The following is a 21,687-nucleotide window of genomic DNA, read 5'->3' as shown; positions in this document are numbered from 1 at the left end:
TTCACAGCGGCACAGGTTCACACCAACCGATTCCCCGAGCCGAACCGGCGACACGAACACTCAGGACGGGGGCTCCTCCCGCTGGGGCACCTCGTCCGTCGGTGTCCACGTGAGCTTGACCGTGGCTCCGTCGTTGTTCTCGTCGATCCTCATGCGCAGTTCCTCGCCATAGAGGAACTCATGTTCAAAATGCCGTCCATCAATGCGAGCCGCATCCAGGAGCTTTGTCATCGCCGTTGCCATCGCCCGGCCCCAGTCATGCGGATTCTTGCTGGACGCTTCTTCAAGGGCTGAATAGCTGACCATGAATCAATTGTTCTCCGGTGCAGCGAGTTCTGCCAGACCCCCGTCTGCTGCTTCGTGCCGTGGAGCCCGACGGCGGCGGCCGCCTGCCGCCGTCGTCGGGCCCTGCGACGGTCAGCCGCCTCGTGACGGTAGATTGCTCAAGTGGATTTGGACGAATTGAAAGCTGATTGCGGCAGCTGCTTCAGGCCGTGCTGCGTCGCCCTGCCGTTCCAGGCATCGACGGATTTTGCGAGCAGCAAGGACGGCGGAACACCGTGCAGCAATCTGCGGGACGACTTCCGCTGCGGCATCCACACGAATCTGCGCAACGACGGCTGGAAGGGATGCACGGTTTTCGAATGCTTCGGGGCCGGGCAGAAGGTCTCCCAGCACACGTTCGGAGGCCAGCTGGCGTGCGGAACCCGATACCGCTTCCAGCATGTTCAGTGCGTTCGCGGTCGTGCGGCCGTTGCAGGAACTGACGGGTGCGGATTTGATAGGCGCCAAGCTCAAGGGCGCCGACCTGCACGGGGCCAACCTGCGCGGCGCGTACCTGATCGCCGCGGATCTGCGGCAGGCGGATTTGCGTTTGGCGGACCTGATCGGAGCGGACTTGCGCGACGCCGATCTGCGCGGCGCGGATCTGTCAACGAGTCTCTTCCTCACCCAACCGCAAGTCAACGCAGCAAAGGGCGACGCCAGCACGCGTCTTCCGGGTTCCGTCAGCGTTCCGCGGCACTGGGCTTCGCCCGCAGCCTGAAACGGCTGGGCCTCCGGCCCGGCTCAGTCTTCCGTGGGCGTGGTCCGGTTCGAGTGGTAGTCCCGCCAACTATGCTCCGGGGTGAAACCCAGGAGGCGCCTGGCCTTGTCGATGGACAGCATGGTTTCGTGTTCTCCCAAGTCCTTGGCCACGTTGACCTGCGGGAAAACTTCGGCGGCCAGGCTGGCGCTTGAACGGCCCATGACCGTGTCCGACGCGGCAATGATGAACGCCTCGAAACCGGGCTTGCCGTTCTCCAAAGCGCGCGCCACTGCCTGTGCGCCGTCGCGCCCGTCGATGTATGCCCAGAGATTCCACTTTCGAAGCTTGGCGTCAGCGTCAAACGATGGGAAGGCTTCGTAGTCCTCGGGGTCCATCACGTTGGAGAACCTCAGGGCCACAATGCTCAGCTGGGGATCCCAGCGCGTGAGTTCGGTAGCCATTTGTTCTTCGAGGTGCTTCACCAGGGAATAGGTGCTTTCCGGCCGTGCCGGATATTTTTCATCTACGGGGATGTAGGGAGGATCGATGTCGAATGGCAGCCCCAGCACTGTCTCGCTGGACGCGTAAACGATCTTCTTGATCCCAGCCCTCCTCGCGGCCTGGAAGACGTTGTAGGTGGAGAGCATGTTGTTTTCGAAAGTTGCGGCGTCCGGAAGCAGTCCCGGTGCCGGGATTGCTCCGAGGTGGACGATCGCGTCGAATCCTTTGTGCCGGTCGTCCAGGCCAAGGATCACGTCCACAACCTGCCCGTAATTCCGGAGGTCCACTGTGACCGTGCCGCGGTCCCTCCCGCCGGCCCGGTCCAGGTTCATGACCTCGTGGCCGTCGGCCGTCAGCCTGCGGACCACGCTCTTGCCCAGTTTTCCGCTTCCTCCGGTTACCGCGATTCTCATGAAAGGACTCCTCTGGATGGATGAAACAGCCCTACAGCTTGCCTACGCCGGAGTCTATTGGATCGGGAAGGGAAAGGTCACGGCGAGGTGGGCTATCCTCGTTGGTCGGCCGGTGTGGAAGAATTTCATTTCGCCCCCCAATCCTTCTGGCGCGTTGAAAGGAACCCCGTGCACGAGCCGGGAACCCGGTCCCTCTCGGACGCCCAATTGCGGCGATCGTGGACTGGAAGACTGCGCTCCGCACAGCTCACCTTCGGTTTTGTCGTCGTTTTCTGGGGATTGGGCGCGCTGACGTCGAGCCTGGCCACGGGACCGAATGCGCAATTGCGGCTCCAGGTCGCGGCGACGCCGCACTCTTTTCCGGATCACTGGTGGGCCGTCTTGGCTTCGGCCTTCTGGGCCAGGGACCTGCCGGAATACGTGCTTGGAACGGTCCTGGTCCTGCTGCTCGGGGTGCCTTTGGAGCGGCGAATGGGATGGCGCGCGTACGCAATCGCTGCCGTCTCCAGCCAGATTCTGGGCGTTGGGGTTTCCCTCGGATTCCTGGCCATTGCACAGGGCTTGCTGGGAAGCTGGACGGAAGAGATGGGCAGCCACCTCTTCATGGGTCCTAGCGCTTTCATCATCGGCACGGCCATGGCAGGGACCGCATCCATGGCAACACTGTGGAGGCGCCGTATCCGGCTGGCCGCCTTCGCCCTGCTGCTCCTCCTGGCCCTGTACAGCGGAGGGTTCGCGGATCTCGTGAGGCTCGGCGCCGCAGGGGTAGGCACGGTTCTCGGCCCACTGTTGTTGGGACGTCGGCCGCGATTCGGGCGCCTGGTGAGTACCCGGCACGAGGGCCGGGTACTTCTTTCGCTGCTCATTGCCGCCTCGGCGATCGGACCGGTGGTCGCTGGCCTCATCCCGCATGCCGTGGGGCCGCTGTCCATCCTGCGCTTTCTGTTCACCAACATCCAGCCGGTAGACCCCCAAGCGCTCCAGGCCCTCTGCGCGGCTCCCGCGCAGGTGAAGGACTGCGCGGTCGCCCAGCTGCAGTTGCGCGCCGGCGCCGGCGGGATCTTCATGGCCATCCTCCCGTCCTTCCTCCTCCTGTTGCTCGCGGATGGACTTCGTCGCGGGCGGCGATTCGCATGGGTGGGGACCCTGCTGATCCAGGTAGGCCTGTCCGTCCTGGCCGGAATTGCCATCGCCGGAGTCCTGCAGCAAACTGCCTCTGACACCGGGGCAAGCGAGGGGATCGCCGCGATCGAAGGTTCAGGCTCCTCGCAGCCGCTCACATTGGCCCTGCCGCTCCTTCTGCCTCTTGCACTGACCATTGTCCTGCTCGCGACCCGGCGGCTGTTCCAGGTCACGGCGCCGGCTGGAACCTACAAGCGCCTTGCCGTCCAAGTCCTTGTCATGGCAGCTGTGCTCAGTGTGGTCTACGTCGGTGCAGGGCTCCTCCTCGCTCAGGAGTTCTCCCCTGTTCCAAGCTTGCCGGATCTACTGGCGGATGTCCCCGACCGCTTCCTTCCGCTGGGCTTCGTCCTGGACGTGCCTCCGGCCTTCTTCCCCGAGGGAACAGCCGCCGTCCTCGTCTACGAAGGCGTCGGAGTCCTCTTTTGGGCGGTTGCGGGTGTCCTGATATTCAAGACGTTCCTCCACCAGGCCCATACCCGGCACGACGCCAGCACCGAGCGTGCGCGGAAGATCATCAAGACGTCGGAAGGCAGCTCGCTGGCCTGGATGACCACCTGGCCGGGAAACATGTATTGGTTCTCCGCTTCAGGGGATTCCTTTGTCGCATACCGGGTCAGCGCGGGAGTTGCGCTCACGCTTGGTGGCCCGGTGGGACCTGCATCCGAGATGGGCGCCGCCTTCGCTGAATTCGCCCGCCACTGCAGGGGCAATGGGTGGACGCCGTGTTTCTACTCGGTGCCGCAGGAACTACGCGACCACGCGGATTCTTCCGGTTGGAGCTCTGCCCAGGTAGCCCAGGAAACAGTCCTGCCGTTGCATTCGATTTCCTTCAAGGGAAAGAAGTTCCAGGACATCCGCACAGCCCTGAACAGTGCCGCGAAGGAAGGCATCCGCTATGAGTGGACGAGCTTTGCCTCTGCTCCTTTCTCCGTCCAGTTCCAGATCGAGGAAATCTCCGAAGAATGGGTAGCGGACAGGAACATGCCCGAGATGGGGTTTACCCTGGGCAGCCTGGACGAGCTCGATGACCCGGACGTACGCTGCTTGCTCGCAATCGACCAGCGCCACACCGTTCACGCGGTCACGTCTTGGTTACCTGTGTACCGCAACGGACACATCGTGGGCTGGACCCTCGATTTCATGCGGCGCCGCAGCGACGGTTTCCGTGCCAGCGTCGAATTCCTCATCGCCTCTGCGGCACTCAGCCTCAAGGATGAAGGATGCGAATTCCTCAGTCTCTCTGGAGCACCCCTCGCGCGGATCGCCGAGGATCCTTCCGAAGTACCACGGCCAAAGCCACCATCCCGGCCTCCGGGTAGCCTTGACCGCTTGCTCGATTGGTTGGGAGCGACCTTGGAACCGGTGTACGGGTTCAGGTCCCTCTTGGCCTTCAAGGCAAAGTTTCAGCCCAGGTACGAACCCCTCTACATGCTCTACCCGGACGCCGCTTCCTTGCCTGCCGTTGGAACCGCCGTCGCACGGGCCTACCTGCCAACGATCAACCTCGGAGCTGGGCTGGCCCTGGCAGGCCGGATCTTTCGCTGGCCCCAACGCCCCCGAACGTCAGGTCGACGCCGCCCCTGAGGCCGCCGTCGACGTCTGTGGGGACGACGCTTCCGCGGACCCTGCCGAGGATCCCGACGGCGGTGCGCCCCCGATCGGGGCATTGCTGCGGTGCGCTTTGCCGTGGTGCAGTTGCAAGGCGCTGAGCACCAAGCCGAAATGGCTGAAGGCCTGGGGCATATTACCAAGTTGGCGGCCCGCATGTGCGTCCCATTCTTCGCTCAGCAGGCCCACATCATTGCGCAGGCCCAGGAGCCTCTCGAAGAGGGCAGTCGCCTCCGAGCGGCGTCCCGCCCCCAAGAGCGCGTCCACCATCCAGAAGGAACACGCAAGGAAGACGCCCTCCCCACCCGGCAGTCCGTCGTCGCTCTCTTGCGGACGGTAGCGCAGCACAAAACCGTCTTCCGTCAGCTCACGCTGGATGGCGTCAATAGTGCCGATCACGCGCGGATCGTCATGCGGCAAGAAGCCCACTTTGGGGATGAGGAGAAGGCTCGCGTCCAACTCCTTGCTCCCGTAGGACTGGACGAAGGTATTGCGATCCGTGTCGAATCCGTGGGTCATGACTTCGTCATGGATGGTGTCCCGCAAAGCCTCCCAGCGATCTAGCGGACCGGGCATCCCGGATTCACGGATTCCCCGGACCATCCGGTCAGCCGCAACCCAGGCCATCACTTTCGAGTGCACGAAGTGGCGCCGTGGGCCGCGTACTTCCCAAAGTCCGTTGTCGGGCTTGTCCCAGGTGCTCTCAAGGTGGCGCATCAAGGCGGTCTGGATAGCCCAGGACTCATCCCCGATGGTCATCAACGATGCCCGGGTCAAGGACAGGCAGTCCAGGACCTCTCCCCAGACGTCCAACTGGAGCTGCTCGGCTGCCGCATTCCCGATTCGCACCGGCCTCGAACCCTGGTATCCCGCAAGCCACGTCAGTTCGGTCTCGGGCAATCGCCGGCGCCCGTGCAAGCTGTACATGATCTGGAGATCGGCCGGGTCGCCGGCCACTGCGCGCAAGAGCCAGTCCCGCCACGCGCTGGCCTCCTCGGTATAGCCTGCGGCCAGGAAAGCTTGAAGGGTCAACGTGGCATCACGCAGCCAGCAATATCGGTAGTCCCAGTTCCGCGGTCCGCCGATCTGTTCGGGCAGCGAGGTGGTGGCAGCGGCAACAATGCCCCCGGTAGGCGCATAGGTGAGGGCCTTCAGCGTGATCAAGGAACGCTGAACGGCCTTCCGGTAAGGCCCCCGGACGGTGCAACGCTTGGACCAATCGGTCCAGAATGCTGCGGTGTCCTCAAGCGCGATGTCTGCCTCGACCGTGCGTGGCCGCCGTTCGTGACTGGGCGCCCAAGTCAGGACGAAGGGGATGTGGTCGCCGGCGTTCACCGTGAACTCGCTGACCGTGGTGAAGTCCTTGCCTATCAACGGCGCCGGGGTCTTGAGGTAGACGGAGTCCGGACCGGCGACCGCGCGGAGGCCGTGCCTGTCACGGCGCACCCAGGGCACTACGTGTCCATAGTCGAACCTCAGGATCAGCTCCCCGCGCATCTTGACCGTCCCGCGGATCCCTTCAACCACCCGCACGATGTCCGCGACGGCGTCGCGCGGCGGCATGAAGTCGACGACCCGCACGTGCCCTTCCTCGGTTTCCCACTCCGTTTCCAGGATCAGAGTCCCGTCCCGGTACTGGCGGCGCGTGCAGATGCCCTCGGATTCAGGCGCCAGAAGCCAGCGCCCTGCCCTGGGGGAATCCAAGAGGGCGGCGAAGCACGCGGGCGAATCGAAACGTGGAAGGCACAGCCAGTCGATCGAGCCTGCTGTGCTGACCAGGGCTGCCGTATGCAGGTCCCCGATCATCGCATAGTCTTCGATCCTTTGGCCGGTATTCGGTTGACCGTTCACAATCCCTTCCCTAGCACTGATTCAATGGCGGCAATGGCCTTGGCCGTGATCTCTTCCCGTTGGCCGGAACCATCCACGGCGAGCACAATGCCGCGCTCGGAGTACCGCGCAACCACGGCCTGCGTCTCATCCCGGTAGAGCTCCAGCCGACGGCGGATCACCGGCGCCGTGTCATCGCTGCGGCCCTGCTCTTGCGCCCTGCGAAGCATTCGCTCCACCAGTTCGTCGTCGTCGACTGTCAGCTCGACCACCGCGTCAAGCCGCTGCTGGTTGCCGGCCAGGATGCCATCGAGTGCCTCTATTTGCGCCGTGGTGCGAGGGTAACCGTCCAGGAGGAACCCTGACCGGACGTCGGTCCTGTCAAGCCGCTGCTGGACCATGGCATTGGTGACGTGATCCGGAACGAATTCGCCGCTGTCCATGTACTTGCGGGCTTCTGCGCCGAGCTCGGTCTGGCCTCCCACGTGGGCACGGAAAATATCTCCGGTGGAAATCGCAGGAATACCGAAATGCCTGGCGATGTATTCAGCCTGGGTACCCTTGCCCGAGCCAGGAGGGCCCATGATGATCAATCGCGTCATGTCACTGTCCGTTCGTGAAGCGGTTTTGCGTGCCCTGGCATTTGGCCTAGAGCTTAGCAACTCCGGAACGCTCGCGGCAGGGCCGCGGCAGGCTTCTTCAGACTGTGGAGGGGTCGGTGTTGGCACCGCAAAGGATCACAGCCACGCGTTCCCCTTCCGCAGGGACGTAAGCTCCCGAGTTCAGTGCCGCGAAAGCGGCGGCTGCCCCGTGTTCCACGACGATCCTGTACTGCTCCCAAAGCAACGAGCGCGCCGCGGCGATGTCGTCGTCGGACACCAGGACCGTACGGACGCCCGTCCGGACGGCCACCTCGAAACCGATCCGGCCGATCTGCCGGGCGCCCAGTGAATCCGCGGCGATCCCGGAGACTGCAACGTCAACGGGTGCTCCCACAGCCAGGGCCGAATAGAGGGTAGGAGCATTGTCCGGCTCGACGCCGACAACCCGGGCGTGTCCTTCGACGGCGGCTGCGATTCCCGCCATGAGCCCGCCGCCGCCAACGGCCACCACAATGGTGTCTACTTCACCTAGCTGTTCCAGAAGTTCCGAACCCACGGTGCCCGCCCCGGCGGCGATTTCGGCCTGGTCGTAGGCGTGGCAGTACACGGCGCCGGTCTCCGCGGCATAGGCCAATGCGGCTTCGAATGCTTCCGCATACTCGGTTCCACGCTGGACCACGGTAGCGCCGCTCGCCTTGAGTTTCTTGACCTTCACCGCCGGTGCGGTCTCGGGGACAAAAACTGTTGCAGGTACACCAAGCTGGGCTGCGGCATAGGCATTCGCCAGCCCGGCATTGCCTCCTGAAGCGACGACGATTCCCACCTCGTCCTTGAGCTCGCCGCGTTCCCGGCTGGCCAGGACGCGGTTGAAGGCACCCCTCGCCTTGAACGTGCCCGTGTGTTGCATGAACTCGCATTTGAACCACAAGTGCCCGGGCACGGTCCCCGCATCCGCCTCGAAAACCGGTGTACGCCTGATCCTCCCAGCGATCCGGGCAGCCGCTTCATCGACGTCAACGCGTGTGATCATGGGAAGTCCTCGTTCCGTGCGGTCCGATCGTTGGCAGGTGCTAGCCTCAGGCTATCGCCTACAGCGTGGGTCCACGCCGCCAGGGTTCCCTGGCCGTGGGGACTAGAGGGACTCGACGTCGGCCGTTCCGAGTTGCTGCTGGCGCGTCTGGCGGTTCCGCCACCAGCGGCGGGCAAGATCCACTGCGGCCCAGATGCCGGCGAGGGGAGAAAGCACCACCACTGCATAGATGAAGATCATCCACGTGAGGATGGCCAGGGGCGGCTGCCCTCCGTTCAACCAGGACAAACCGCCCAGAACGCCGATTGTCCAGAACAAAACCACGCCCACGAGCACCGCTCCCGCCGGAAAATACTCGCTCCTCACAACAGCCATCAAAGTCTCCACCGGCTGACCGCCTGCCTTCCCATCACGCACCCGAACATCATCAGTATGCATCCGGCAAAACACCGATTCCCGCCAGCACGCGGGGGAAGTGACCAACATAACCGTGTTGCCCGTGTCGCCACGGATCTTGAGGCCTAGTTGCCGCATGGAATAGCGGCGTAATCTTGAATCACGCACGGTTGATAGCTGGAAACATGGCGTTGAAGAACAACCCGAAAACTGGTGTGTCCGCGACCCTGTGGAGGGTCTTCGGATTCTTCGTGGTGAGTGCCATTTGCGGGGTACTTGCCGCTGGTCTGGTGGTCCCCGGGGTGGCTTCGGCCGGCATGGCAGTGAGCGGTTCGATCGAGTATTTCGACAACCTTCCGGGTGATCTGGTGGTCAATGCGCCGTCCCAGTCCACCAAGGTTCTCAGTTCCGACGGAAAGACCATCGCCACCTTCTATGCGGAAAACCGTGTGAGGGTGAGCCTCGCCCAGATGTCGCCTTACATCAAGGAAGCGATTGTTGCCGTCGAGGACAGCCGTTTTTACGAGCACGGCGGCATCGACCCCCAAGGGATTCTCCGGGCAATAGCGTCCAACCTCACCAAGGGCACCAATGAGGGCGCGTCCACCCTGACCCAGCAGTACGTCACCAATGTGCTCAACGAGTCCCGCTTGGCAGCAGGTCAGACCGGAGCGGTGGTGCTAAGCGGCCAAAAGACCATCGGCGACAAAGTGCGCGAAATGAAACTCGCCGTCGAACTCGAGAAGAAGTTCACGAAGGACCAGATCCTGGAGGGTTACCTCAATATCGTGTTCTTCAACCGGGACGCGTACGGCATCGAAGCCGCGGCACGGCACTTCTTCAGCGTCTCCGCCAAAGACCTCAGCCTTCCCCAGGCCGCCCTGCTCGCCGGCCTTGTCAACAGCCCCAGCTACTTCGACCCCTCCGTCCATCCGGACAACTCCATCCAGCGCCGCAACCTTGTGCTGTCCGACATGCTCGCTCAGGGCAAGATCCAGCAGGCTGCCTATGCGGCCGCCGTCGCTACTCCCCTCAAACTCGCCATTACACCTGGGAAGCAAGGCTGCGCCGCCGCCGACATGGCTGTGTACTTCTGCGACTACATCTCCCACCTCATCCTCAACGACCCGGCCTACGGTGCCACCCTCACGGACCGGGAAAAGCTTCTGTACAGCGGCGGCTTGACGATCACCACCACGCTGGACAGCCGGTTGCAGGCAGTGGCACAGCAGCAGGTCGATGCAACGGCCGGGGCGAACCCGGACAAATGGGGTGCCTCCTTGGTCACGGTGCAGCCCGGCTCGGGCAAAATCCTGGCCATGGCGCAGAACACGGTATTCCTTCCGGCGCCCGGAAAATTCGATACCCAACTCAACTTCAACGTCGATGCCAAAGACGCGAACGGTAACGACCTGAACGGAGCCGGAGGGTTCCAGCCTGGTTCCGCCATGAAGCCGTTCACTTTCACGGAGTGGCTCAACGAGGGCAAATCCATGACGACGGTGGTGGATGCCTCGCGCAGGGTTTATCCGCTCGGATTCCCTTGGAGGGACAGTTGCGGCAAGGTGTTGGGTGGCTACAGCACGGCCCAGAAGATCGCCGGCCTGGGCACAGCGGACGACCTCCGCAACAACGATGAGGGATATTACCGCCCGATGCCCGTCAACTACGGGCTCTACAACTCCATCAACACCGCCACCTTCGCTGAGGCAACGCAACTGGACTTTTGCGGTATCCAGAGAGTGGTGGATGCCGTAGGTCTCCACAGCGGCGTGGACAACGCGCCAGTGAACATGCACCAGCTGGGCAACCTCCTCGGCGGCACCGAAGTAGCTCCCCTTGTGCTGGCCAACGCTTTTGCCACGTTCGCCAATGACGGCAAGTACTGCGCGCCGATCGCCATTGTGAGCGTGACGGATCCGTCCGGCGGGAGGCTGCCTGCCCAGGCAAGTTCCTGCCACGCGGCGATCAAACCCGAGGTTGCCCGAGGCGTCAACGCGGTCCTCCAGGACGTCCTCAAACATGGCTCGGGCATCTACATTGAACCCAAAGTCCAGGCCTTGTTCCCGACGGCAGCAAAAACGGGAACGAACAATAGCAACGGCTCCACCTGGGTAGTCGGGTACACCACAGGGCTCTCCACAGCGTCATTCTTTGGTGACACCATGGCGGGACAGAGCCGAGCGGGCCAGAACGTGACCATCAACGGCAAGTTCTACACCGCCGTCGACGGCTACATGCTGGCCGGACCGCAATGGGCGAACTACATGACCCAGGTTGGCGGTTTATACCCGGCCGCAGCCTTCCCGGCCCCGCCCCCGTCCATGATAGGGACACCGCCGACGCCCTCCCCGTGAATTCCAGAACTCCTGATCGGGAGCGTGTCCCTGTCGACGCCTAAGAGCGCCGCCGCGACGCTCGCGATCAAGTCGAGCACATAGTCTTTGCTGGCGATGCCGGCAAGGACGTCCATGACCAGGCCGTCTTCCTGGGCCACGAGGGCACGCGCGATCTTCGCCGGAGAAAGTACTGGAAAGAACTCACCGGCCTGCACGCCCTCGGCAATGACCCTTTCGTAAATCTGCTGCTGGGCGCTCGTGAGTTCCTCCTGGATCCGCCAGTGCTCCGCGTCCCTGAGTGAGTGGGGCCAGTATTCGTAGAGTATCCGGGAAACATCGTCATCCAGCCCTGCGGTGGCGCCTGCGCGAATAACTGCGGCAAGCCGGACAGTGGGGCTCATATCGGCGCTGACAGCCTCCGCCAGTTTCGCAAGCAGGCGGTCGGAAGAGGCCTTGACGGCAGCCGCGGTGATCTCGGCGAGGCTTCCGTAGTAGTACAAGACGGCATTGGCGGCCATGCCCGCCTCCGCCGCTATTGCGCGGAGCGTTGCGCCTTCCGCGCCATCCCGGGCGGCGACAGCTTGCGCCGCTGCCACAATCTCCCGACGGCGCACTTCCCTTTTGCTGAGACCTGCCATTGCCATCCCCCCGCTTCGATGCCTATTGACAACCAGCCTAATCGAGTATTGAATGGCATTCAAATTTGAATGTGATTCAAATAATTTTGATTCGATGAGGAGTCGCCATGTCACATCACCTTCCCCCTCCCACCGCTCCACCCCTCGCAGCTCCACCCCTCACCTCTCCGTCAGTCGCCACAAAAGGACTGAAAGCCGGATCGATCGGTATCGGCCCGACCGTGGCCTTGGGGCTCGCCGCGGTTGCCCCGGCCTACAGCCTTGCCGTAACCCTCGGCTTCGTTGTCCTGGCTGTAGGGACGAGCACGCCCGCGGCGTTCCTCCTGGGGTTCCTGCCCATCTTGTTCACGGCCTTCGCGTTCCGGGACCTCAACCGGGAAATGCCCGATTGCGGTGGAGTCTTCGTGTGGATCTCACGCGTATTCGGGCCATGGGCCGGCTGGTTTTTCGGTGGCTGGGTACCGCAGGTCGCCACTTTCATCGCCAGCGCGGCCCTAGCCCAAGTTGCCACGACGTATCTCCTGACCTTTCTGGGCCTGGGCTGGGCGGCCTCCCAGCCGGCAATCGTCGTCGCCATCGCGTGCGGGCTGATTGCCCTGAGCGCCGTTGTGGCAGCCCGGGGAATTGAACTATCCGCATGGCTTCAGTACGCGCTGATCGCCTTGCAACTGATTGCCTTGGGCGGCTTCTGCGTCGGAGCCTTCACGGCCATGGCCGCTGGCACTTCGGCGGCTGGCGCCGTGCCGCCAGCGCTGGAATGGTTCAATCCTTTTGCCTCGGGTGACCTCTCGGGCCTGGTCCACGGCGTCATTCTGTGCCTCTTCATCTACTGGGGCTGGGACGCGCTCATTGCGGTCAACGAAGAAACCACGGACCGCAAAGGCACACCCGGCCGGGCAGTAGTCATCACCACCGTGATCCTGCTTCTCTTCTACGTCGTGACCGCGACGGCGGCCGTCGGATTTGCGGGGACCGCGGGCATCACGGATCCCGCAACCGTCTCCGACGTCCTCTCAGTCCTTGGCCCCCACGCGACCGGCGGCGTCTTCGGTCAGGTGATCGTCCTCGCCGTCGGCCTGTCAGCGTTGGCGGCGCTCATGACTGTCGCGATCAGCAATCCTCGGGGCTGGCTCAGCATGGGAAGCTACGGTGCGCTGCCTATTTCCACCACGAAGATGCACACGGCAAGGCGGACACCCACAACATCAATCATGTGGTGGGCCTTGCTGAGCATTGCCGTGACGGTAGTACTGGCATCGATCAGCTCCGACTTCATCGGCCTGGCCATTCTTTCGGTCGGCCTGATGATCGCCGCATACTACGCCGCAACCGCACTGGCCTGCGTGGTGTACTTTGCTCCCCAGATGCGCACTTCAGCGTCTTCCCTTTGGCTCAAGGGCATCCTCCCTGGCCTTGGCGCACTCTTGATGGCGGGAGCTTTTGTTTATAGCGCCATCGACATGTTGTCTCCCGACTACGCCGGGCTCTCCTGGCTTGGTATCGGAACGGTGTTCTGGATCGGAATCGGCGCCCTCGCCCTGGGTGTCCTGGTCATCGCGATGATCCGCCTCAAACTCCGCGCCTACTTTTCCGGACAAACGATCCCCAGGGGAACTTTCTCCACCCGAAGCGAATTGCAATCCATACTCAGCAGCGAAACCGAGGCATAAATGCGAGTCCTTTCCATTGCGGCAATACAGACGAAGCCCGTTCCCTACGACGTGGAGGCAACCTGGGAACGGTTTGCCGCGCAGGCCGAAACCGCCAAGCACCTCGGCCCTGAGGTCGATGTCATCGTCGCACCCGAACTGCTGCTCGCGGCGCCCGGGGAATTCCTGATCGCGGACCCGGACGGCGAGACGCGTTCCGCCGGGCCCATCCCAAGTCAACTCACCCATCGCATTTCCGCTTTGGCTCGCCGCCTGGGAGTCTGGCTGGTACCCGGGTCCCTCTTGGAGACAGACGGGGGAAACACCTACAACACGGCAATCGCAGTTTCCCCGGAAGGCGAGATCGTTGCCCGATACCGGAAACTCTTTCCCTGGCGCCCGTTCGAAACCACCACACCCGGCGACTCGTTCGTGACTTTCGACATCCCCGACCGGGGCCGGGTGGGCCTCGCCATCTGCTTCGACGGAAGCTTTCCGGAAGTTTCCCGGCAGCTGGCTTGGCTCGGAGCAGAAGTCATCATCCAGCCCACCCTCACCACAACCCGGGACAGGGAAATGGAAATCGTGATGTCGCGAGCCAACGCCTTCGCGAACCAGGTCTACGTGGTCAACGTCAACGGCGCTGATCCATCGGCTGTGGGAGAAAGCGTCATCGTGGATCCGGAAGGCACCATCATGCAGCAGGCTAAAGGAGGCGAAGAAATCCTCTTCGCCGTCCTGGACCTCGACAGGGTCACTCAGGTCCGGCGCTACGGGACACTCGGCATCAACAGGCCGTGGGCGCAGCTCAAGGAGCAAGAAGGAATCCTGTCCTACCCCATGTACGGCGGAGCGCATTTCCAGCCGCCTTCGTGGAGCAGTTCTGGCATGGACGATCCACGAAGGAACCAATTCAGCACCTCAGAGTCTTTCTAACGACCTTCGCCACACAAACCGCGTACCCCCGGCCACCCCGGGGGTACGCGGTTTTTCCTGTGAGTTCCGGAAGAGTTCGGCTTCTCCTGATTGAACCTGTCGTGAACGTTTTAGCGGTGAAGCCAAAACGGCGGGACGGGCACCCTTCCGCGCGGCAAGAATCGACCGGGGACTCACTTTCAGTCGATAGGCAACGCAAATAGCGAAGGGTCTTATTTGATGAAGACAGCAAAGAAAAACGGGCTTGCCGCAGCAGCGGTTTTAGGGGCCGTGCTGATGGCCGGATCCGTAGTGGCGCCAGCGGTGGCCAACGATGCTTCCCGAGGTGATCAGGGCGAAACCTCGAAGCATGTCCTGTTGCTTTCGGTGGACGGCCTCCACCAGAAGGACCTTGATTTGTACGTGAAGAACCACCCGACGTCGGCCCTTGCGTCGCTCGTCAATCACGGCACCAGCTACACCCACGCCCAGACTCCGGTGCCATCGGATTCTTTCCCGGGCATGGTTGGCCAGCTGACTGGTGGCAATCCCGGAACCACCGGCGTCTACTATGACGACACGTTCAACAGGGCCCTGCTGCCGGCGGGCACCACGGATTGCAAGAACACCGCGCCCGGCGCCGAGGTGGCGTTCACCGAGGCGGCGGACAAGAACCAGAACGCTCTCGACGCCGGCCAGGGCCTGCCCGGGCTTCCGGCCAGCATCCTGAACATGACAGGACAGCCTGGCGCGCTCCTTGACGCGGCCGCCCTCCCGGTGGACCCTGCGAGCTGCAAGCCGGTCTACCCGCACCAGTATTTGAAGGTCAACACGGTCTTCGAAGTGGCGAAGAGTGCCGGCTTGGCCACGGCGTGGTCGGATAAGCATCCGGCCTACGAAATCCTGAACGGCCCTTCAGACAAGGGCGTGGACGACCTGTTCACCCCGGAAATCAACAGTATGGCCCCGGCTCCTTTTAGCGGCGACTGGACTAAGGACAACGCCGCGACCCAGCAGTACGACGGCTACAAGGTCCAGGCCGTGCTCAACGAAATCGGCGGCAAGGACCATTCGGGCACCAAGGCGGCCGCCGTACCGGCCGTCTTCGGGATGAACTTCCAGTCCGTCTCGACGGCGCAGAAGCTCCCGACGTCGGACGGCCTCGCCGGCGGTTACCTTCAGGGCGGCACGGTTCCCGGACCGCTCTTGAGCAAGGCGCTGGACTTCGTCAACGACTCCGTGGGTAAGTTCGAGGCCGGGCTGGCCGCTTCCGGCCACGCAAAGGACACCACCGTGATCCTCTCGGCCAAGCACGGACAGTCCCCCATGGACTCCTCGACCCTGACTAGAGTGCCCGACAGCGCAATCATTGACGGCCTGAATGCTGCTTGGAAGACGGCCCGCCCCGGCGCCGCCGACCTCGTGGCGTTCTCCACCGACGACGACATCATGCAGCTGTGGCTCTCGGACCACTCGCAGTCGGCAGCCCAGTTCGCCAAGGACTACCTGGCAGCGCACCCGGCAGCCGGTAACGATATCAACGGTGCTGCCAAGACGGTAACCGCATCGGGGCTCGGCAAGGTTTACGCTGGCAGCGAGGTTGCCGGCTACTTCGGCACCCAAACCAGCGATGCCCGTTACCCGGACATCCTGGGGATCGCCCAGACCGGCGTGGTTTACACCGGTGGCAAGTCCAAGATCGCCGAACATGGCGGAGCCAGCGCGGACGACCGTGACGTGCCGTTGGTCATCTCCGGCGCCAATGACCAACATGCCCGGACAGTGACCAGCGCTGTGGAGACAACGCAGATTGCGCCAACCATCCTCAAGACGCTTGGCCTGGATCCGAACAAGCTGCAAGCTGTGCAAATCGAAGGAACCAAGGCCCTCCCCAGGCGCTGATCCAGCACAAAACAAGCACTGGAGGGGTCCGTCCGCTAGGCCCGCGTTGGGCGCCACGCGAGGTCTGCTTACAATCAAACGTCAGCAACTACTGAGGGAACCATGAAGAAAATCACCACAACCCTGCTCGCGGCCGGGCTCCTCCTCTCCGCTTCAGCCTGCTCCGCACCGCAGCAGCTGAGCACCGCGGACACGTGCAGCCGGGTCAAGACCGTCATCTCGAACCCCACGAACAGCACCGACAAGACCGGAATGATCCGGTTCGCCAACCAGATCCGCCCTATTGTGGCCGTTTCCTCTGATGAGCTGAAGCCCACGCTGAAGGCAATCGTGGACTATCTGGACGAGTCCGCGAAGGACAACCCTGATTCCGCGAAGCTCAACTCGCTGAAGGCCGACTACCAAAACGCGGGCACCAACTACAGCAAGTACTGCGGCAGCTAAGGGCAGTTTGCAGTCCGGACCCGAGGGCTGGCCATGGACGCCCAGCCCTCGGGAGGCTGCCGCCTGCCCCGTTGGGGTCTCCGGCCATCGTTCAGGATCGGCAGGCGGCTTCCGCTCGGGCTGAGATCCACAGGGCGTGCGGTTGCTCGCGTTCGCCGGGCAGATCCGGAGCACCTCGCAAACGTCAATCGAGAGCGGACTCGTGATCAGGGCTCTCCCTTGCCGCTGTGGTTGTTTCAGGCCTGCAGTTTGGCGATCTCCGCCCGAGCTGCGGCGACCAGTTCGCTGTTGAGGTGGGCATGGCCCCATAGGCCCCAGCCGCCCTCGGGCGCTTCGGTGAGGAGAACCCAGGTTCGCTCGCTCAAGGACTCGTCACCGGCCGCCGACGCGACAAGGTCGGTGAGTTGACGGACGACCGAGAGTTGCTTCTCGCGGTCCAAGGCGCCAGAGTTCGTGAGCACCTGAACGCGAACGTGGTTGTTCTCGCCGTCCACGTTCGCGATCGTCCCGGAGGGCAGCTCGTGGACAAAGGCCGCGGTGTTCTTCCGGAACATGGGGATGTCGGGGACCTTCTCGATTGCCATCACGGTTGCGGCGGCGTCCTGGGCGAGCTTAGCGATATCGGCAAAGGTGCCGACGGCGGCGTAGATGTCGATCATGGGCATGGCGGGTCTCCTGTTCGGGATAATGCTCATCGTCACGGCGAGGTGTGACTGAGTATAGGGCGATCCGCCGCAGCCCGGCGCCCGTCAAAGCGCGGTGTGTTTCCCGAAAGGGTGATGGCCGGTGGCCGGCTGTCCGTGACTGCCCAGCCATTCGGACAGGGCCTCCCGCAAGATCTCGCTGGGCGTGAGGCTGAGCGTTTGGGAAGCCGACTCCAGCGCACGGTCCAGTTCATCCGGTATCTGGAAATCCAAGGGCGAGGGACGGCTGCCTTCCCGCGCCTCGGAAGGCATGTCATCGCCGCGCAACAGCTTGCCGACGGCCGGCTTCATGTCGTTTTCGGTCCACGCCGAAAGGCGGTCGAAATGAGTCACATCTCGTGTCATGATTTTCCCTCCCAACAATCAAGCATCCTCTGTTGTTGGGCCGCAGTCACCATCTACGAGTAATTACTCTCTAACTATTGCCGCAATCGGACTACAGGCGCCGTCGTCGACGGCGGGGAGGCCACCCCGTGGCGCGTGTGGGAACTGGGCAAGCAGCCACTGCACTGTTTCTCGCATTGCTTGGGGCCCGACGACGGCGCCCGGCTCAGTAGTCCCGAAAGGAGCCTTTGTGTGTTCCACGTATGAGTCAGCCATGATCTCATCGCACGTCCAGCTGGGGCGGCCTCCTCGGGATAGCTGGACCAGCGGAGGTCCACCGGGTCCGCCCAGGACCCTAAGGAGTCGCGGAACGGACCCGGCGCTCACGCTTAAGGTGAGACCGTGACGGACATCGCTCAGCGCAGGGCTGGTGCCGTCAGAGTGATCTTAGGGCCTGAGCCGATTCCGGTCTAGGGTGTCGCCGATACCTGGCTCCCGGGCGCCTTCCTATGCTCAAGGTGTATCCCATAACGAACATGCCGGCGATGAAGGCATAGACAACCATGCGCTCGAATACGCCGAGCGAGGCTGTCGGGTCAGGATCGTTATGGTTCAGGACGAGCATTCCGATGCCGCCCCATGCTGCCACGATCGCGAACAGGAAAATCCAAACGGCCGCGGTCCACTGCTCTTTCCACCATAAAAAGCCTAAGAGAACAAGGGAGATCACGGCGAAGATGAGAAAGAGACCTGTGCTATTGCCGTGCATGGTCGGGTCGTCGTTTTCCGGCCAAGCGCCCACGCCGATAAGTCCGAGTCCAGCAGCACCCATTGTGAGGCGCACACCGTGGCTCGCAAGATGCTTTAACTTCTTTTGCCCGTCAGCAACCTGACGTTGGTTCCCGCCGCATTGGAGAACTTCGGACGTGATGAGCGCCGCGACGATGAGGACACCCACGCCCAGAAAGATGAARGACAGATCCACTACGGGGAACAGGGGCGAACAGATCCACCGGTGATATTTTGCTCCAAAGTCTTGCGTCTGGCATGCGTTCGCACCGAGATCACTGATGAAGTTGAAAGCGTAGTCGTATTTGGTGACAGTGGGCGGCGTTGTCGACACATCATTGGTTTGCCACGCAATAGCCGCGATGCGTTCGACGACGAAGTATTGGACGAGGCTTCTAGCCGCCCAGGACGCGATCACATGGCGTGCGTCGGCTGGAGTGCGCRTCTCTCTCCAGGGAAGCAGCAGTTCAACTGCTCGGTCAGCGAAGCTCATAGCAGGATTAACACCCTCGAATGGATAAACCGCAAGCGAGTGGGCTACTCGAATAATGAACTGTGTATGCCTGCATGCACGTACGTCGGAAAGAACCAGCCGGGTTGGCGGTTAACTAGTCCAGCAGCTTGACGCAAACGGACCGCACCACTCTTTTCCGGGAGGCGGCCGAGTGGGACGATGCCTATACCGGCGACGAGAAAGGCGTGAGCGACATGTCGACCCAGGAATTCGTGGAAACAGAGCGCAAATACGACGTTGACATTGAGACTCCCCTTCCCGCGTTCGAGGACATTGCCGGCGTCGAACAGGTCGCTGACCCTGCGGACCATCAACTTGAGGCCGTCTACTTCGACACGGAGGGCCTCAACCTCGCCAGGCACCGCATCACCTTGCGGCGCCGAACCGGCGGCGCGGATTCCGGCTGGCATGTGAAGCTACCGGCTGAACAGGACAGCCGCGTCGAGATCCATGCGCCGCTGGGGCAACCTGAGACCGTCCCGGAGGATCTGGCCGAGACGCTCCTGGTATTCACCCGCGGTGACGAGCTCAGGCCGGTGGCCCGGATCCACACCCGCCGAACCTTGCATCGACTGCACGGAAGCGAGAATGTAACCTTGGCCGACTTCGTGGATGACCATGTGACGGCCGAGACCTTGCACCCAGCGCAGCTTGAGAGGCAATGGCGGGAATGGGAAATTGAACTTGTCCATGGTGACGAAGCCCTCTGGGAGAGCGCGGAGAATATCCTGTCCCAGGCCGGAGCCACTCGTTCCGGGCATGCTTCCAAACTGGCCCGAGCGTTCGGCACGGCCTGGCCTCCCGCCGTCCCTGCACCACCCAAAGCCCGCCCGAAGGGTTCCGCAGGAGACGCGGTAGTTGCGTACGTGGCCGCACAAATCGCCGAAATCACGGCGCAGGATCCGGGAGTCCGGCAAGGCGCCGACGATGCTGTCCACCGCATGCGCTCGGCCACCCGCCGGCTTCGTTCCGCGCTGTCCGCCTACGGCAGGCTGTTCGACGCCGAGGCGGCGGCCCGCCTCAAAACGGAACTGAAATGGCTGGCCACGGTCCTTGGCAAGGCCCGGGATGCCGAGGTGCTGCGGGACCGGATCGGGGAATTGCTGAATGACCAACCCGATGCGCTCCTGTCCAGTCCGGCCGCCACCAAGATCACGGACGAGCTCGAGGCCGCCTACAACTCGGGATATCGCGAAGCGCTCCGGTCCCTGGGAACGGAGCGCTATTTCCGGCTCCTGGACGAGCTCGAGAAGTTCCGCGACGAACCGCCGACGAGACCGCGTGCTGACAAGAAGGCCCGTCGCGTCACGGCCAAGCTGGCCGGCAAAGCGATCAAGCGGTTGCGCCGGTCCCAGAAAGCAGCGGCCCGGCAGACCGGCGTCGAACATGACACCGCGTTGCATCAGGTCCGCAAAGACGCCAAACGGCTGCGCCACGCAGCCGAAGCGCTACGGGACGTCCACCGGAAACCCGCCGTGAAGCTGGCCCGTGACGCGCAGGAGCTCCAGAAAATCCTCGGGGAGCACCAGGACAGTGTTGTGGCCCGCTCGGTGCTGCTTCGCATTGCGGGCGACGCCGAAGGATCGCCGGAGAACAAAGCAGCCCTCGGCCGCCTGCTCGCTGCCGAAGAGCAGCGAGCAACAGACTCCGAGGCCCGCTATGAAAGGGTCGCCAAGAAGAATCGCTTGAATCCCCTGTGACGGACGGGACTGCGCCTCAGGGGCTCAGCCTTCGCACTCTACGCAGTAGGCGTGGCCATTCTTCTCAAGGGCAATCTGGGAGCGGTGACGGACAAGGAAACACGAGTAGCACGTGAACTCGTCTTCCTTCTGCGGGACCACCGCAATGATCAGTTCCTCGGCCACGAATTCGCCGCCGGGCACCTCGTTGCCTTCAAAAGCATCGGCCTCGTCCAGCTCCCGTACTACGCTGCGGGCGTCCGGAGCATTGGCAGACTGCAGGGCCTGAAGTGACGTGCTTTGGGATTCCGCGACGTCGGAGCGGAGTTCGTCGTAATCGGTTGCCACTTGGGGTTTTTCTCTTCTCTTGTGTATTGACTGGCGAATGTGCAACATACACCATGTCGCTGCTATTCCCCACAATGGGACAAAATCAGCGTGTGCGCATCACTGCCTCTGCGGAACGCACAGTCCTGACTAGTCGCTCCACAATGGCCGGATGCGTGACTGAGCGTATCCCATCCCCGCCCCCTGGTCCGGACGGAGCGGAATCGACTGTGGGTTTACGGCCGGAAAAGTGAATCGCCTGGATTCCTGTGGCCAAAAGTCCGGGCACCGACTCTTCCGTGACGCCGYCGCCAGCCATCACCGCAACCCCCTCGGGGAGCGCCGCGACCATGAGCTTGAGCATGTCGACTCCATCGCCTGCGGCCTGTGCGGCTCCCGAGGTGAGAATACGGCGCGCACCCAGCCGGGCGGCGTCGGCCACTGCTTGAAGCGGTTCCCTTGCCGCATCCACGGCGCGGTGGTAGGTCACGAAGTTCCCGTCCGCCGCGTCCACCAGCGCTTCGCTGCCCGCGACGTCGACGTCGCCTGAAGCAGTCAGCAGTCCGATGACCACCCCGTCGGCTCCAGCTGCAAGAAGATGCCGGATATCCCGCCGCATGACGTCGATTTCGCACGGTGAATAGACGAAGCCTCCTGTCCGGGGGCGGATGAGCACCTGGACGAAATCCCGGCGACCGGCGTCGCGCGCAAGCTCAACGGCCGCTTCGACCAGACCTGCGCTCGGGGTCAGGCCGCCAGTGTCGAGCGCCGAACAGAGCTCCACACGGTCCGCGCCGGCCTCGATGGCGCAGCGAACACCGTCCAGGTCCTGGACGCACACTTCAATCTCCATGGTTCCCCTCTTGCGTGGGCC

The 21,687-nt window shown here is 63.0% G+C and carries 21 protein-coding genes; 8 read left to right on the top strand and 13 right to left on the bottom strand.

Features of this window, described 5'->3' with window-relative positions; translation table 11 throughout:
* Positions 1-60: 60 nt before the first annotated feature.
* A complete protein-coding gene (locus AC1DLO_RS17940) occupies positions 61-306 on the bottom strand; it encodes a hypothetical protein (RefSeq protein WP_184741607.1) in 246 nt (81 codons plus the stop codon).
* 111 nt (positions 307-417) lie between these two features.
* Positions 418-726 carry a hypothetical protein gene (locus tag AC1DLO_RS17935; protein ID WP_476891027.1) on the bottom strand — a complete coding sequence of 103 codons (309 nt, stop codon included), beginning with the start codon at positions 724-726 and terminating at the stop codon, positions 418-420.
* On the opposite strand from AC1DLO_RS17935, the gene AC1DLO_RS17930 reads away from it, so the two are divergent.
* A complete protein-coding gene (locus AC1DLO_RS17930) occupies positions 725-1,045 on the top strand; it encodes a pentapeptide repeat-containing protein (RefSeq protein WP_476891026.1) in 321 nt (106 codons plus the stop codon). The two genes, AC1DLO_RS17935 and AC1DLO_RS17930, sit on opposite strands and share 2 nt — an antisense overlap.
* 23 nt (positions 1,046-1,068) lie before the next feature.
* Here the strand turns inward: AC1DLO_RS17930 and AC1DLO_RS17925 are convergent, their stop codons facing one another.
* Complete coding sequence (locus tag AC1DLO_RS17925) at positions 1,069-1,941, bottom strand: NAD-dependent epimerase/dehydratase family protein (protein WP_476891025.1); 873 nt, start codon at positions 1,939-1,941, stop codon at positions 1,069-1,071.
* Positions 1,942-2,109: 168 nt separating this feature from the next.
* On the opposite strand from AC1DLO_RS17925, the gene AC1DLO_RS17920 reads away from it, so the two are divergent.
* Positions 2,110-4,707: a bifunctional lysylphosphatidylglycerol flippase/synthetase MprF gene (locus AC1DLO_RS17920; protein ID WP_476891024.1), complete on the top strand. Its 2,598-nt coding sequence runs from the start codon at positions 2,110-2,112 to the stop codon at positions 4,705-4,707.
* On the opposite strand, the gene AC1DLO_RS17915 is transcribed toward AC1DLO_RS17920, so the two are convergent.
* The 4 genes from AC1DLO_RS17915 to AC1DLO_RS17900 form a co-directional block, all read right to left on the bottom strand.
* Positions 4,687-6,537, bottom strand: coding sequence for a glycoside hydrolase family 15 protein (locus tag AC1DLO_RS17915; protein ID WP_476891038.1), 1,851 nt, complete (start codon positions 6,535-6,537; stop codon positions 4,687-4,689). The genes AC1DLO_RS17920 and AC1DLO_RS17915 overlap by 21 nt on opposite strands.
* A gap of 41 nt (positions 6,538-6,578) precedes the next feature.
* Positions 6,579-7,163 carry an adenylate kinase gene (locus AC1DLO_RS17910; RefSeq protein WP_476891023.1) on the bottom strand — a complete coding sequence of 195 codons (585 nt, stop codon included), beginning with the start codon at positions 7,161-7,163 and terminating at the stop codon, positions 6,579-6,581.
* Between the two features lie 97 nt (positions 7,164-7,260).
* Positions 7,261-8,193 (bottom strand): threonine/serine dehydratase, encoded by a 933-nt coding sequence (locus AC1DLO_RS17905; protein WP_476891022.1) that lies wholly within the window; start codon positions 8,191-8,193, stop codon positions 7,261-7,263.
* A gap of 102 nt (positions 8,194-8,295) precedes the next feature.
* A complete protein-coding gene (locus tag AC1DLO_RS17900) occupies positions 8,296-8,568 on the bottom strand; it encodes a hypothetical protein (RefSeq protein ID WP_260405093.1) in 273 nt (90 codons plus the stop codon).
* 206 nt (positions 8,569-8,774) lie between these two features.
* Between AC1DLO_RS17900 and AC1DLO_RS17895 the strand changes: the two genes are divergently transcribed.
* Positions 8,775-10,946 carry a transglycosylase domain-containing protein gene (locus tag AC1DLO_RS17895; RefSeq protein WP_476891021.1) on the top strand — a complete coding sequence of 724 codons (2,172 nt, stop codon included), beginning with the start codon at positions 8,775-8,777 and terminating at the stop codon, positions 10,944-10,946.
* Here the strand turns inward: AC1DLO_RS17895 and AC1DLO_RS17890 are convergent.
* Complete coding sequence (locus tag AC1DLO_RS17890; protein ID WP_476891020.1) at positions 10,853-11,566, bottom strand: TetR family transcriptional regulator C-terminal domain-containing protein; 714 nt, start codon at positions 11,564-11,566, stop codon at positions 10,853-10,855. The genes AC1DLO_RS17895 and AC1DLO_RS17890 overlap by 94 nt on opposite strands.
* A gap of 107 nt (positions 11,567-11,673) precedes the next feature.
* Between AC1DLO_RS17890 and AC1DLO_RS17885 the strand changes: the two genes are divergently transcribed.
* The 4 genes from AC1DLO_RS17885 (at position 11,674) to AC1DLO_RS17870 (ending at position 16,476) form a co-directional block, all read left to right on the top strand.
* Positions 11,674-13,236 (top strand): APC family permease, encoded by a 1,563-nt coding sequence (locus AC1DLO_RS17885; protein ID WP_476891019.1) that lies wholly within the window; start codon positions 11,674-11,676, stop codon positions 13,234-13,236.
* Positions 13,237-14,151, top strand: coding sequence for a carbon-nitrogen hydrolase family protein (locus tag AC1DLO_RS17880; RefSeq protein WP_476891018.1), 915 nt, complete (start codon positions 13,237-13,239; stop codon positions 14,149-14,151).
* Between the two features lie 219 nt (positions 14,152-14,370).
* Positions 14,371-16,032 (top strand): alkaline phosphatase family protein, encoded by a 1,662-nt coding sequence (locus AC1DLO_RS17875; protein ID WP_476914549.1) that lies wholly within the window; start codon positions 14,371-14,373, stop codon positions 16,030-16,032.
* A gap of 102 nt (positions 16,033-16,134) precedes the next feature.
* The gene (locus AC1DLO_RS17870; protein WP_184741598.1) at positions 16,135-16,476 is read left to right on the top strand and encodes a hypothetical protein; all 342 of its coding nucleotides are present in this window, start codon (positions 16,135-16,137) and stop codon (positions 16,474-16,476) included.
* Positions 16,477-16,712: 236 nt separating this feature from the next.
* On the opposite strand, the gene AC1DLO_RS17865 is transcribed toward AC1DLO_RS17870, so the two are convergent.
* The 3 genes from AC1DLO_RS17865 to AC1DLO_RS17855 all read right to left on the bottom strand — a co-directional run bounded on the left by AC1DLO_RS17865 (position 16,713) and on the right by AC1DLO_RS17855 (position 18,786).
* Positions 16,713-17,141, bottom strand: a complete 429-nt coding sequence (locus AC1DLO_RS17865; protein ID WP_476891016.1) for a tautomerase family protein — start codon at positions 17,139-17,141, stop codon at positions 16,713-16,715.
* An 84-nt stretch (positions 17,142-17,225) separates the two neighbouring features.
* On the bottom strand, positions 17,226-17,525 hold the full coding sequence (locus AC1DLO_RS17860; RefSeq protein ID WP_184741588.1) for a ribbon-helix-helix domain-containing protein: 300 nt from the start codon (positions 17,523-17,525) through the stop codon (positions 17,226-17,228).
* Positions 17,526-17,940: 415 nt separating this feature from the next.
* Positions 17,941-18,786, bottom strand: a complete 846-nt coding sequence (locus AC1DLO_RS17855; protein ID WP_476914548.1) for a DUF998 domain-containing protein — start codon at positions 18,784-18,786, stop codon at positions 17,941-17,943.
* 128 nt (positions 18,787-18,914) lie between these two features.
* Here AC1DLO_RS17855 and AC1DLO_RS17850 point away from each other — a divergent pair, with 128 nt between their 5' ends.
* Positions 18,915-20,507: a CYTH and CHAD domain-containing protein gene (locus AC1DLO_RS17850; RefSeq protein WP_476891014.1), complete on the top strand. Its 1,593-nt coding sequence runs from the start codon at positions 18,915-18,917 to the stop codon at positions 20,505-20,507.
* A 24-nt stretch (positions 20,508-20,531) separates the two neighbouring features.
* On the opposite strand, the gene AC1DLO_RS17845 is transcribed toward AC1DLO_RS17850, so the two are convergent.
* Complete coding sequence (locus tag AC1DLO_RS17845) at positions 20,532-20,834, bottom strand: DUF4193 domain-containing protein (protein WP_184741585.1); 303 nt, start codon at positions 20,832-20,834, stop codon at positions 20,532-20,534.
* An 85-nt stretch (positions 20,835-20,919) separates the two neighbouring features.
* Complete coding sequence (locus AC1DLO_RS17840; RefSeq protein WP_476914547.1) at positions 20,920-21,666, bottom strand: copper homeostasis protein CutC; 747 nt, start codon at positions 21,664-21,666, stop codon at positions 20,920-20,922.
* Positions 21,667-21,687 lie beyond the last annotated feature (21 nt).

This window comes from Arthrobacter sp. 01T419 (genome assembly GCF_056398865.1).
Note: the sequence above shows the minus strand (reverse complement) of the source record. Positions and strands in the feature narration are given on the sequence as shown.